This window comes from Sorangiineae bacterium MSr12523 (assembly GCA_037157775.1).
Taxonomy (GTDB): Bacteria; Myxococcota_A; Polyangia; order Polyangiales; family Polyangiaceae; genus Pendulispora; species Pendulispora brunnea.
The window spans coordinates 8,919,338-8,932,865 of record CP089982.1 but is presented as its reverse complement, the minus strand read 5'-3'; the positions used below and the strand labels follow the sequence as shown (position 1 = coordinate 8,932,865).

Annotated in this window: 6 protein-coding genes; 2 read left to right on the top strand and 4 right to left on the bottom strand. The window is 64.9% G+C overall.

Translation table 11 applies throughout. The annotated features are described in order from the left end of the window. The first annotated feature begins 98 nt into the window (after nt 1–98). A complete protein-coding gene (katG, locus tag LZC95_34855; protein WXA91628.1) occupies nt 99–2,282 on the top strand; it encodes a catalase/peroxidase HPI in 2,184 nt (727 codons plus the stop codon). A 579-nt stretch (nt 2,283–2,861) separates the two neighbouring features. Here the strand turns inward: katG and LZC95_34850 are convergent. Continuing rightward, nucleotides 2,862–4,406 (bottom strand): multicopper oxidase domain-containing protein, encoded by a 1,545-nt coding sequence (locus tag LZC95_34850; GenBank protein ID WXA91627.1) that lies wholly within the window; start codon nt 4,404–4,406, stop codon nt 2,862–2,864. Between the two features lie 94 nt (nt 4,407–4,500). Further along, entirely contained in the window at nt 4,501–4,932 is a 432-nt protein-coding gene (locus LZC95_34845) for a peroxiredoxin family protein (GenBank protein WXA91626.1), read from the bottom strand. Nucleotides 4,933–5,585: 653 nt separating this feature from the next. Here LZC95_34845 and LZC95_34840 point away from each other — a divergent pair. Next, nucleotides 5,586–6,614 carry a hypothetical protein gene (locus tag LZC95_34840; protein ID WXA91625.1) on the top strand — a complete coding sequence of 343 codons (1,029 nt, stop codon included), beginning with the start codon at nt 5,586–5,588 and terminating at the stop codon, nt 6,612–6,614. 174 nt (nt 6,615–6,788) lie between these two features. Here LZC95_34840 and LZC95_34835 read toward each other — a convergent pair whose 3' ends face one another. Together LZC95_34835 and LZC95_34830 are read right to left on the bottom strand one after the other, a co-directional pair. Continuing rightward, complete coding sequence (locus LZC95_34835) at nt 6,789–12,002, bottom strand: SDR family oxidoreductase (protein WXA91624.1); 5,214 nt, start codon at nt 12,000–12,002, stop codon at nt 6,789–6,791. Then, entirely contained in the window at nt 11,999–13,477 is a 1,479-nt protein-coding gene (locus tag LZC95_34830) for an acyltransferase domain-containing protein (protein ID WXA91623.1), read from the bottom strand. Before LZC95_34830 ends, LZC95_34835 begins: the two co-directional genes overlap by 4 nt. Nucleotides 13,478–13,528: the final 51 nt, after the last annotated feature.

Genomic DNA, 13,528 nt, shown 5'->3' with positions numbered 1-13,528 from the left:
AGCTCATTGGAACGATGACTTGGCAAAGCCACGGCGTGACGTGCATCCTGAGCTTCTCGAAAGCGACGCACCCACGCGTCCGAAAGGCGAAAAGATCCATGGCAACCGAGACCAAGTGCCCTTTCCATCACGCGCTCGGCGGCGGCACTTCGAACCGCGATTGGTGGCCGACGCAGCTCCGGCTCGATCTCCTGCATCAGCATTCTGCCAAGTCCAATCCCATGGGGGAGGACTTCGACTACGCCAAAGAGTTCGCTAGCCTCGATTTCGCCGCGCTGAAGGCGGATCTCGCGGCGCTGATGACGGACTCGCAGTCGTGGTGGCCGGCGGACTTCGGTCACTACGGACCGCTGTTCATTCGCATGGCGTGGCATAGTGCCGGCACCTACCGCACCGGCGATGGCCGTGGCGGTGGCGGGCGCGGTCAACAGCGCTTTGCGCCGCTCAATAGCTGGCCGGACAATGCAAGCCTCGACAAAGCACGCCGGTTGCTCTGGCCGATCAAGCAGAAATACGGCCGCAAAATCTCGTGGGCCGACCTGATGATCCTCACGGGCAACGTCGCGCTCGAGACGATGGGGTTCAAGACCTTTGGATTCGGCGCGGGCCGTGAAGACGTCTGGGAACCGGATCAGGACGTGTACTGGGGCAAGGAGACGAAGTGGCTCGGTGGCGATGCGCGCTACTCGGGCGAGCGTGACCTCGAGAACCCGCTCGGGGCCGTCCAGATGGGACTCATTTACGTCAACCCGGAGGGACCGAATGGGAACCCGGATCCCATTGCGGCCGCGAAGGACATCCGCGAAACGTTCGCGCGCATGGCGATGGATGACGAGGAAACCGTCGCGCTCATCGCCGGCGGCCACACCTTCGGCAAGACGCACGGCGCCGGTGCAGCGTCGCACGTGGGGGTCGATCCGGAAGCGGGGGACCTCGAAGCACAGGGCCTGGGCTGGAAGAGCGGATTCAATACCGGCATCGGCGTCGACGCGATCACCAGCGGTCTCGAAGTGACCTGGACCACCACGCCGACGAAGTGGAACAACGACTTTTTCAAGCACCTGTTCGGCTACGAGTGGGAGCTCACCAAGAGCCCCGCGGGTGCGCACCAATGGAAGCCGAAAGGCGATGCCGGCGCAGGCACCGTCCCCTCGGCGCACGACACGTCCAAGCGCATCGCGCCCGCGATGCTGACGACGGACCTGTCGCTTCGCTTCGATCCTGCGTACGAGAAGATCTCGCGTCGCTTCCTGGAGCACCCCGATCAATTCGCCGATGCATTCGCGCGTGCCTGGTTCAAGCTCACCCACCGCGACATGGGACCGCGCGCACGCTACCTCGGGCCCGAGATCCCGGCCGAGGTGCTTCTTTGGCAGGACCCGCTCCCCGCCGTGGATCATCCGCTCATCGACGATGCGGACGTCGCTTCGCTCAAGGGCAAGATCCTCGCATCGGGCCTTTCCGTCTCGGATCTCGTGTCGACGGCATGGGCGTCGGCGTCATCCTTCCGCGGCTCGGACAAGCGCGGTGGTGCGAACGGCGCGCGCGTTCGGCTCGCGCCTCAGAAAGACTGGGCGATCAATCGGCCCGCTCGGCTGGCGACCGTGCTGGAGACGCTCGGGGCCATTCAGGTCGAATTCAATGCAGCGGCTGCCGGTGGCAAAAAGGTGTCGCTCGCGGATCTGATTGTGCTCGGCGGCGCTGCCGGCATCGAACAGGCGGCGAAGAATGCCGGCCATACGGTGATCGTTCCCTTCACACCGGGGCGGACTGACGCCTCGCAGGAACAGACCGATGCCGCGTCGTTCTCCGTCCTGGAGCCGGTCGCGGACGGGTTCCGCAATTACCAGAAGACGCGATACGTCGTGCCCGCCGAGGCCCTTCTCATCGACAAATCGCAGCTCCTCACGCTGACGGCACCCGAAATGACCGTGCTCGTGGGCGGGCTTCGCGTGCTCGGCGCCAATTACGACGATTCGAAGCACGGTGTCTTTACGAAGACGCCGGGGGCGCTGACCAATGACTTCTTCGTGAACCTTCTCGACATGGGCATCGAATGGAAGGCCGTGTCGGACGAGAAGGAGGTGTTCGAAGGCCGCGATCGCAAGTCCGGCGAGCTGCGGTGGACCGCCACGCGCGTCGATCTGGTCTTCGGTTCCAACGCCCAGCTCCGAGCCCTCGCCGAGGTTTATGGCAGCTCGGACGGGCAGCCGTCGTTCCTCCACGATTTCGTGGCGGCGTGGACGAAGGTGATGAACCTGGATCGGTTCGACATTCGCTGATCGTCGACGTTGGGCAGCGAGGTTGTCATCGGTAGCGTGACAGCCTCGCGCCGCAGCTCGAGTCGGAGTAAAAAGCTACTTGATGCTGCGGCTGGACAGAGGACTCCTTTTCATTCCGATTCTTTGCTCCTGCATGGCGTGCAAGTCGCGGCAGAACGTCGACACGATTGCGGACCGCGAGGCTCCGGTCGTCGAGCGTCATCCTATTGTCGAGCCGGACGCAGCCCCCCGCAAACTCGACGACGAGGAAGCCCAGAGGAAAGCCCGCTACCTCGCGCTCCCGCCCACGGCATCGCCCACTGGTTCCAGTGCGGTCTTCAAATCGTGTCCCGACGGATACGGCTTCGTACCGGACGATGCCGGAGCTTACTGTGGAAAGGTTTGCGGTGTGTACGCAAAGGGGCTGTGTGACGACGAGGATGCGGGCGTTGCCTCTTCCTGCTGCGGGCGACATCACTGCGATCGCAAAATGGTCAACCAAGTACCGTGGGGGCGGCCGGATGGCCCAATGCCGACGGTATGCTCACGCGACGAAAAGTGAAGTAGGGCGCAGCCCTATTCCTGCCGTGGGGCGAGTCGTCACGGTTCCACGCTCTCTTGGATCATCATCCGGTGGTCCTCGTGCTCGAGCCGGTGGCAGTGGAGCACGTAGGTCCCGGAGAACTGCTCATTCTTGAAGATGATGCGCATCGAGCCATTGCCGGGCACTCCGACCGTGTCCTTCCATCCGGCCAACTCGGGGGGAGGCGGCTGGCCGTTGATGTCGAGGACGGTGAACTGCACGAGGTGCTTGTGGAAGGGGTGCGTGAATTCCGTAGCGTTTTTCAAGGTCCAGATGGTGACCTTGTCGCGCTTGGACCGGATGTCGATGCGGGCAGGATCGTAGGTGGTGCCGTTGAGGGTCCAGGTTTCACCGTCGGCGCTCACCCCGAGTTCGACGGTACCAAAGACCACGGCATCTTTCTCGTGCAGCCGATCGATCGTGGAGAGCCTGGGCGGAACGGTGGCGCGATCGACCTCGGTGTGGGTGACCTTGAACTGCATCAGCGCCGGTAAGAGCGGTTCGATGCCGGGATCGTCATCGTTCAGGAGATCCATCACCGTATTCACGGGGAAGTTCGCGAAGTCCATGACGACGTCGTAACGCTCCCCAGGGGTGATGGTGATGGCCTTCATGGGGACGGGGGCCTCGAGCAAGCCGCCGTCGGAGGCGATCAGTTGGAAGGGAACCGGCTTTCCCTGGACACTGAAATGCAAGTTGAGCGTACGCGCATTGCATCCATTGAGGAGCCGGAGCCGGTATTTGCGGGCGGCGACATTCAATACAGGGTTGACGGTGCCGTTGATGACGGGCGTGGGACCTCCCCAGCCATGCGGGTTGCCAAAGTAATCGAGTTCGTTGTTCGCCTTGAAGGTCCTGTCCTGAAGGAGCAAGGGGACGTCGTAGGAGCCGGAGGGCAGGTTTAGGACATCTTCAGCCCTGTCGTGGATGATGTAGAAGCCCGCGAGGCCGGCGTAGACGTGGGCGCCCGTCAAGTCCATCGTATGATCGTGGTACCAATAGGTGCCGGCGCGCTGATCGTTGGGATAGTAATAGTTTTTGTGCTTCCCGGGCAGGATGTAGTCGACGGGGTGCCCGTCGCTCTCGGCAGAGACTTTGTGTCCATGATTGTGAATGGTCACGTTTTCGATCCAGTCATTGGCCTGCGTGACGACCGTCGGGATCCCGCGCTCCGCCTTGAGGGTCGGCCCGGGGAACCGCCCCGCGAAGCCCACCATGGGGGTGGGAGGGCCAGGCAGCAATTGCACGTTCGTGGCTCGTATCGATAGCCTGTAGTACGTGGCCGACCCTGATGTCGCATCCCCTGTGGTCCCAGGCGCCTGCGCGGAAGCCGTCTCCTCGGGCGTCGCCTCCTCGGGGATACGCAGGGGGTTGGTGAACACACGATTTGGATCGTAGGACGTGTGCTTGGGAGCATTGGGGACGACTTTCTTGTCGAAGTTCATCTTGGTGCGGGCGACCGGACCCTCGCGAAGCTGGGGCGCGTCGGAACACCCCGAGAGAAAGCTCGCTCCCACGAGCCCCGCCAGCGTCAACACTCGTGTCATCGTCACGATGTTCATCGAAAAGACCCTTTCTCCGAGGTTATCGAATTCGCGAAGCGAAAGCCGTCGCCGGTCTACGAAGGTGAAGGCTTGGAGGCTGCCGGAATAGGCTCTAAGGGGCGAGGCGATACGCCGCCTGCAGGATGCTCTCGTAAGGTGGTGGTCTGCGCCAGCTGTCGTTGAGGCCTCCCCAGCGCAATGTCCCGTCTCCGTCGAAGAGTAAGAGGCAGTGCATCGAAAAATCGCATATGTGCGTGAGTTTGCGTTCAGGGTCGGAGAGCAACGGGAAGGGCAATCGTTGCCGCTCTTTGTTCCGCAAGAGCGCCTCCGGAGGATCTCCGCTGATGCCATAGACGTGCACGTTGCTCTGCGCGAAGCGGGGGACCTCGCGGGCGAGGCGCGCGAGCTCCGAGCGGCAGTAGGCGCACCAGACGCCGCGAAAGACCACGAACAACACGGGTTCGCCCGGTACGCTTACGTTCACGGCCTTGCCATCTTGGTCCAAAAGCGAGATCCGCGGCGCCTGTGCCCCGATCGGCAACACCGAGGGGCTGGTAGGGAGCTTGTCAAATTGGATGCACACAATCAAAAGGACGATGCTTGCCGCATTTGCAATCGCGCAAGCCTTCTCGAGAAGGTGCATGGTCATTTTACCACGCCGCACAGCGAAGAAGATGTACGCTAGGTGAAGGAGCGCCATGAGTGCAAACGGCCAGGGGCGGTCCCTCAACGCAGGCGGTAACACCCTGAGATGCTCGAGAGCGAGGAACAATGGGGCGCCCGTGAACACGGACACGCTCGTTGTCCATAGGAGCCAGTCGAATCGAATGAATTTTAGGAGCCGTCGAGGAAGAGCGGTGCTAGTCATTTGATTGGAATCCGGCGAATTGAAGTCAGCTATTGGAGTTCGGCCATTTAAAAGCAGGGCCAAAACAAAAACCGATACTTACGACCAGGCGGGTGAACAACGTGAAGCTATCTACCTGGATAGGCCTCGGCGGATCGGCGACCGCCTTATCTTGTATAGTCGTAATTGCGTTTAAAGGCAAGGTCTCGCCAAGCTATTCCTATATTCAGGATATCGCGCCGATCGTCGAGCAACGATGCGCCCAGTGCCACTCCGGCAGTGGACTCGCCGCGCGCCCCCTCCTCGATTCGTATGCGAGCGTATCCAAATACGCGGACACGATACGATACATGACGCGAGCAAGGATGATGCCGCCATGGGTCGCGGACAATCGCGGCACCTGCCGCACGTGGCGTGACGCCTTGTGGCTGAGTGATGCGGAGTTGGGAAAACTCGTGGGTTGGGCGGAGCAAGGGGCGCCCGAAGGCGATCCCTCTCGTCGCGCCGATAGCCGCGTTCCAAACCACGCGCCCGCGGAGAAGCCCCGGGACTTGGAGCGGGTGGACGCGGTCCTCGATACGGGAGCGGACTACACGCCGGGCCTCGGAGCGAGCGCATATCGCTGTTTCGTCGCGGACCCTGGTCTCACGCATGAGCGTATGCTTACCGGTATTCGCGTCGTATCGACCGATCCTCGGGCCGTTGCGCATATCGCAATTTATGGACTCGACTCGGATGCCGCAGAACGCCAGGCGGTCGGTCGGGATACCGAGGAAGCAGGTCCCGGGTATACGTGTTATGGCTCTCCGCGGGTCGAGCCCGCACGCTTGCTCGCGAGTTGGACATGGGACAACCCCACATTGCATTTTCCCGAAGGTACGGGGTTGCGGGTATCCTCCAATCGCAAGTGGGTCGTGCAAATCCTCTACAATGTCATTACGACAGGATTGAGCACGCAGACCCGTACGCACATCGATTTGAAGTTCGATGACGGGGTGCGAGCCGCTTCGTTCATCGCACTCCGCGCATCCGATATGGCATTGCCGCCGGGTAAGAACTACGCCGAAGCGTCGGCTCATTTCCGTGCAGATGCCCCCATGACGGTGCTCGGCATCGCCCCGCGCATGCATGGACTCGGTAAAACGATGCAGATTGACCGCACGCGGAAAGACGGTGACGAGTGCGCGGCGAGCTTCGATCATTGGAACGTTTACGGACAGCGCCTTTTCATCTACCAAGAGCCCCTCCGCCTCTCCACCGGGGACGAGCTTCGCGCGACGTGCGTTTACAACACCAAAACGGCCAGTGAGACGGTCCACGGCGGGGACGACATCACCGACGAGGCATGCGAAGCGAACCTCTATGTGGTCTCACCGTAGCCGCGTACGAGTGCGCTAAATAGGGCGCGCACAATTCTCGGATATGAAGAAGGAAACCGCCAAGAACGCCAAAGGCCGCCAGGATCGCCAGCGGAAACGGAAATACAACAACGAGAAGGGTTTATTGATGGTTCCTCTGGCGATCCTGGCGACTCTCTTTTGGCGTCCTGGCGGTTACGCCGACGAGCGCAACATGGGGCGGGTCCAACGCTTTTGTTCGCGCTCGTAGGTGGCTCGCACCGCCGTGGAGATCCCGGACATGCGCAGGAGCACGGTGCCATTCGGCGCTATCGCTGCGCATTGGCCGCCCGCGGAGCCAGACCAGTGACGAAGGGTGACGCCGTCGCCCCAATGCTCCCTCCAGGCCTTGTCACTCCCGAGCTCCAAGAGCTCGACCAACGCGATTGCCGTCGGTACGACCAGGGCCAGCGACGCGGGACGACGGCCGTCGAGGATCACGGTGCGGAGCAGCGCATCGAGCGCGATGCTCGGAATGGGGAGCCCGTCCAAAGGGGCATCGATGGGCGGGAGCGCCAGGGACGCGGAGCCCCCATCCTCGTGGAGCGAGACCCGTCCCATGTTGGCGAAGACGCCCGACAGGCTCACGGGCCCATTCAGCCTGTACACGTCCGGAACCTCGATGGTTTGCGTCGGTTGCGGCGCCGACGGGAGCCGCTCCCTCGGGGCGCGTGCCTCGGCGAACCACACCTTCATGCGCGTGTACTCCTGGGAGGGCACGGCCCCTTGCGGCGGGCTCGCGATTGTCACGTGCACGCATCCGGCCTCCTGGGCCTCCTGGCTCGCCGTGATGACGATGGGGCGCGGCCAATGGCTGAGCGGGGCACGAAGAAAGCGTGACAGCACCAAGTCCGTGATTCGAACGGGGATTTGCCTCGGGGCGAGCCGGTTGGCGGCTTCCACCGCCATGGCCATGAGGAAGGTGCCCGGCACCGTCGGCCGCTCGTCCACGAGGTGGTGGAGCAACCACGGGTGCCGATCGAGGCCCAGCTGGAACCGCCACGTGGCCTTGCGCCCATCGCCTTCGCGCGACTCGGGCTGCTCGGGCAGAAACACGCTGGGAGGCGCGACGTGCCGCGCGCTCGCCGCATTTTGCATCGCGGAGGACGCGATCGAGGCTTCACGCAACCCCGGCGCCTTGACGTGCAGCGCGGTCCATTCGCGCTCCCCGAGCCACGTGGTACCGAGCCCCGAAGGCCGGCGCCCCGCGAGCTCCGTTCGGAAGAACTCCGTGCCCTGCGCGTCCGTGAGCTGCGTATAGTCGGCGAGCCCGCTCTTGAGCGGATCGCCCGTCACATACTTCGCGGCCAGCCCGGACTCCACCCATAGCCCCGACATCAGGGCGACCTCGTCACGCCCTTCGGCGCGGGCGTTCGCGGCGGCGAGCTGGATGTACTCGTTGCCTGCGTCGTAGTCGGCCTCCCCACGCATCCCGAGGATCGCTCCAACGGAGCTCAATGAGCACCACAGCGAGGGCATCGGGTTGGACGGCTGCGAGTGCTTCGCCAGCGCGCTCCGCAGATAGCGATCGCCGAGCACCTTCACGTCCCGTACGAAACGATAGTCGGCGAGCGATTTGCGCGCGAGTGCCGCGCTCCGCACCAAGCCGGCGCCATGGACCACCACGTCCACCCGGCCGTGCGTCGCCACAATCTCATCGATGACCCGATGGACGGCCTCCGCGTCCTGCACGTCGCAGGTTCGGTAATGAACACGGTCGGGCCCCCAGCGTCGCTGCATCTCCTGGATGGTGCGGGCGCGCTCGGCGTCACGCACCGCGGTCTCGTAGCGGCGATTGAGCGCGGCGGGCTTCTCGTTCGGTGACTGCTGCATCCACTCGCGGATCGCCTGCGCCTTCGTCGGCACACTCGTGGGCGCGTCGGAGGCGAGAGCGGGCCCCGTGCCGAGCAACCAGACGGCCCGGGGGCGGGAGCCCGAGAGCAGCTCTCGCACGAGCGTGGCCGTCAATCCGCGCGCGCCCCCCGAGGCCACCACGACGGGCTCGTCGATCCCGAGCCCACGCGCCTCGTCGGCCGCAGGCGCCGTGGGCTCGAGCCGGAGCTCCAAGCGGCGACCCCCCTGGCGGTAGGCGATGGGGAGATAGCGGTGAAGCGCGCTCTCCTCCGTGAGCTCCGAGAGTCCCTGGGACATGTCGCGCGTGTCCGTCGCCAGGACGAAGATATGCGCCCCCAGCAGCTCCCGCTCCAAGCTGCGCGCCATCCCTCCAAACAAGCCCACCGCCGGACGGGGCACGTCCCCGGCGAAGGCGTCGAGCAAGAGCATGCCCATGCTACCGCCCTCCTGCAGCGCCGCCGCGCAAGCTTGGGCAGCACCGAAGGCGGCATCGTTGACGGCGAGCACCCGTTGAAAGCCGACCTCGTCGCTCGCCGCCGTGCCAGAAAGGACGATGCGTACGTGACGAAAGGTCTGCCCCGACGCTGCGACTTGCTCCGCGACCGAGCCCGTGCCAAGGCGCACGCAGAGGCACGACTCCGGCATGGCCCCCCGTGGAAGCACTGCGAAATCATCGCAGATCACGACGCTGTTCGGAGGGATCGCCGCCGACGCCCCGCGCACGGTTCGGGCCGGAGCGGGACGCAAGGCCAATTGGTAGCGCTGCATCACCTGCGCGAGCGACGGCCCATTCAGCTTGATGACGCTCGCCGCGGGCGTGATGACGATGGCGGGCGTGTGCGCGTCCTCCCAGGGCAAGAGCGTCGAAGCTCGGTGGGGATCGTGCATCGCGCGCAAGAACGCGACGGCACCTTCGGCGCCGTGGTAGACGCGCGGATCCGAGACACTGGCCCGCCTGGTGCTCTTGCCCTGCGCGGCGCGATCCAGATCCACCCGGGCCAGGATCGGCAACGCATGCTCCCGCGCGAACGACTCCCGGGTGAGCATCACGCCGACGGCCGCTTCGGCCGACTCGCGGCCTTCGTGGACCTTGGCATGCTCCGCGGCCGCGCTCACGCCGAGGGCCAACGCGACATCGATCTCTCGGTCGCGCAAGCTACGCGCAGACGTGAGCAACGCCGACGCGAAGGAGTCGAGCCCCGCATCCAAGGTCATGTTCGGGCCATGCAGATCCAAGCGCTGAGCGATTCGAGCCGCGATGATGTTCGGCATGATGCCTGGATACGAGTCCTCCTTCGCTGCAGGGATGGCCTGTTGGATCGGCGCCGTGAGCCGCTGCTCGAACTCCGGAATCGCCGCCCCGAGGTGCGTCGCCAGTCCGGCGAGGTAGCAGCGCATATCGTGGCGCACCGCGGCCCGGGTCGCGCCCGAGTGCCCCACGAATACGCCGCAGCGATCGGTCCACTCGGGCGCGAGCGGGCGCTTTTCGGTCAGCATGTCCGCGCACCGCACGGCCATCAATTGGCTTCGATCCATGGCTTCGATGGCGGTCGGCGCGAGCCGCAGGTGCACGGCGGAAGGCATGGGATAGTGCTCTCCGAATGCCGCGGGCCACGCGGGCTTCGCCCCCGAGAGCCACTGCTCGACGGCGTCGTTCCCCGGCTCTCCAGGCAAATGGGCGGACCAGGCGACGCAGACGATCGGATCGTTGGGCAGCGCGCGTGGAGACGACGCACGGCGCGGTGGCGCGTCGGAGATCACCAAGTGTGCATTGGTGCCGCCGAAGCCCATGGCCGACACGCCCACGGTGCGCGACTTCTGCTCCTGCGCCGGCCAAGGGATGTCCGTGCGGGGCACCGTGAAGCCCGTCGCGTCGAGCCCCTTGGGGAGCTCCTCGAAGCCCGCCTGCGCGGGGATGATCCCGTGCTGCAGCGCCATGAGCGCGTGCACCGCGGAGACGGCGCCCGCAGCCCACCCCGTGTGGCCGAAAATCCCCTTGTTCGAGCTGACGGTCCACACCTTACCTTGGCTCTCCTCACGCTCGCCACGGAAGGCGGCGAGCACGGACAGCTCCGTGCGATCGCCCGTGGGCGTTCCCGTAGCGTGCGCGATGACCCAATCGACGTCGTCGGGTGTCACGTGGGCCGCCGACCATGCCCGGCGCAGCGCGATGCGCTGACCGGCGGGGTTCGGGGCGTAGATGGCCTTTCCTCGACCATCCGACGAGCCGCCGAACCCGGTGATGAAGCCGAGGATCCGATCGCCGTCCGCCGACGCCCGCGCGTAAGTTTTCAACGCGAGGAGGGCAGCGCCGTCGCTGAAGAGCACCCCGTCGGCGGCGCCATCGAGCGGTCGCACCGCCCCCGAGCGCGACAACCCTCGCAATTTGGAGAAGAGCACGAGGTTGTTGATGCTGAGCGCAAAGGCACCGCCGCAGAGCGCCACGTCGGCCTCGCCCGCGCGCAATGCTCTTACGCCGACGTCGATGCCGTAGAGGGCCGACGAGCACGCGGTGTCGAGCACCACGATTTCGGTGTCCGAGGGGAGATCGACGGCGGCTTGGCGCGCGATGCTGTAGGGCAGGACCTGCGCCGGCTCGTCCACGGCCAAGGGATAGAGCTCGCGTAGTCGCGCATCCAATGCCTCGTCGCGGTGGGGCAGGTGCCGGCGCACCTCACGGAGCACGAGGCTCTGTTCGAGGTGATGACTCCCGTCCACCGTCAGCCCCACGGCCAGCACGTGCCGATCGTGGGGGCGGATCGATACGGACTCCGACGCTTGCGCGATGCAATGACGCAGCCAGAATGCCGTGAGCTCGTGGGGCTCTTTCTCTTTTCCATGGAGCGACGGGTGGGGTTGAAATGCCTTCATGAACCCCGATACCCGCGAATAGGTGCGATCGGGCGTCTGCGGATCGGGGGACCAGACGTCTTGGATGTCCCATCTCGCCCCGGGCTCGCCAAACACGGGCATCCCTTGCCGCAGCAGTTCCCAAAAAGCTTGGGGCGAGCTCGCGCCAGGCACCGCGAGCCCCATGCCGACGACGACCACGTCGTCGGCCTGCGCTGTGGGGAACGAGACGGGCGCCTTCGAGGCCCGAGCCAAAGCGCCATCCACGACCAAGCATTGCCCCGTCGTCCATGGTGCCGCGTGCCCTGCGAGGTACCGCAACGCCTCCAACCAAGCGTCCTTGACCTCGTCGATCCCCACGATCGCCAAGGCGTTGACGCATACGCGGCTCCGCGCTCGCGCGACGGCCTCGCGCAACGCCGCCAAGGCGCCGTCTCGCTCATCGCTCGCCACGGATCGCACGAGCACGACGCTCCGCGGCGCCGGATGCACACGGCTCCAAGCCGCCTGAACATCCTCGGGTACGAACGGCATCGCCTTCCCCAAGGCCACCACCACGACCTCCGCCTGCGGCGATGGTCCACGCACCACACGATCCGCAGGGAAGGCAGCGGCCATGCGTTCGGCGAGCGTCGCTTCGCCAAAGATGGAAACGATACGGTTCATGACCGACCTCCTGCGAACGAAGCGGTCGAAGCCAAGGATTCCGAGATCATCCCGGCGAGCTCACGGAGCGTGTTATGAGCAAAAAAGCGGCCCTGGTTCGTGGCGTCCTGCAGCTCGAAGATCGAGCCGACTTTGCCGATCATCTCGGTGCGCTTGAGGGAGTCGATGCCCAGATCCGCCTCGAGATCCGTATCCGCGAGGACCGCCTCCACGGGAAACCCGAGGTGCGACGCGTAGAGCTCCCGAAGCTGCGAGAGCACGGCCCCCGTGTCCGAACGATGCGTTGGGGCGACGACCCGAACCTCGCTCGAGATAGGCTTGGGAGCGTCCGTGACGCCTCCCATGGCCTCCACGACCAGCGCCCCGAGCTGGGAGAGCGTCGTGTGCGCATGCAGCTGTCCATCGTTCACATTCTCGGGCAACGCGAAGTGCGCGCGCACCTTGGCCAGCATCTCCGTGCGCTTGAGCGAATCGATCCCCAGATCCGCCTCGAGATCGGCGTCGACGGAGATCGCCTCTTCGGGGAAACCCAAGGAGGCCGCGTACAGTTGCCGCAGCTTCAAAGCAACGGACTGCACCGTTGGAGGCGCCGTGGGCGTGGGGACGACCATGAGCGGTGCCACCTCCGCCACCTCCGCCACTTCCGTCACATCGGGCACACTCGCCCGCACGAGCGAAGCGAGGCCGCTGCGCCCACATTCGACGAAAGCCCCCATCCCTTCGGTATGGAGCGACCGTACGGCGCCAAGGAAGTCCACCTTGGTCGTGAGGTGCTTCACCAGAAGGTCGACGCAGTCCGTCGTGTCGGTGACGTAGTCCCCGAGCAATGGAGAGTACACGACGTGGCGCAAAGGTCGCTGACGGATGCGAGACGCAGACGAGGCAAACGCCTCCGCGGCCACGGCGAGCGCAGGGCTGTGGAATGCATAAGGAGACGGCAACGTGCGCGTGCGAATGGACATCGCCTCACAAAGCCGTTGCGCCTCGTTCAACGCCTCGAGAGGCCCCGAGAGAACCGACCATCGGGGGGCGTTGACGACGGCAACACCCAGGTGACGATTGCCGATCGTCCCCACGAGGTGCGCAGCCCGCCGCTCGGAAAGCTCCACGGCGAGCATGCCGCCGGGTGGGAGCTCGGCATTTTGCAGGGCCTCCGATCGCAGGCACACGAGCCGCGCCCCGTCGGCGAGGCCAAAGCCCCCCGCCACGGTCAACGCAGCCAACTCCCCCAAGCTATGCCCAGCGAGCACGGCGTCTCGCTCCGCGTCGTGGAGGCGACAAAAGCTCCCCACGGCGGCGGCAAACACCGTCAATTGCAGCGCAAAAGGATCGGTACGCGCCAGCTCGGCGGCCTTGGGAGCCTCTGGATCGAACAGGGCTTGCCTGACACCCGGGTGGCCAAACTCGGTAGCGACGGAGTCGATTGTTGCCAGGGCGTCCTCGAGCCGCGATGAACGCGCGAAGCGTTTGAACATTCCAGGTTGGTATGCCCCTTGTCCACCAAAGAAAAAAACGGTCGATGCCAT

Bases quoted from the DNA above. Each gene is read 5' to 3' on its own strand.
- LZC95_34830 (WXA91623.1), bottom strand. From the start codon at position 13,477: ATGTTCAAACGCTTCGCGCGTTCATCGCGGCTCGAGGACGCCCTGGCA.
- LZC95_34840 (WXA91625.1), top strand. From the start codon at position 5,586: ATGACGCGAGCAAGGATGATGCCGCCATGGGTCGCGGACAATCGCGGC.
- katG (WXA91628.1), top strand. From the start codon at position 99: ATGGCAACCGAGACCAAGTGCCCTTTCCATCACGCGCTCGGCGGCGGC.
- LZC95_34835 (WXA91624.1), bottom strand. From the start codon at position 12,002: ATGAACCGTATCGTTTCCATCTTTGGCGAAGCGACGCTCGCCGAACGC.
- LZC95_34850 (WXA91627.1), bottom strand. From the start codon at position 4,406: ATGAACATCGTGACGATGACACGAGTGTTGACGCTGGCGGGGCTCGTG.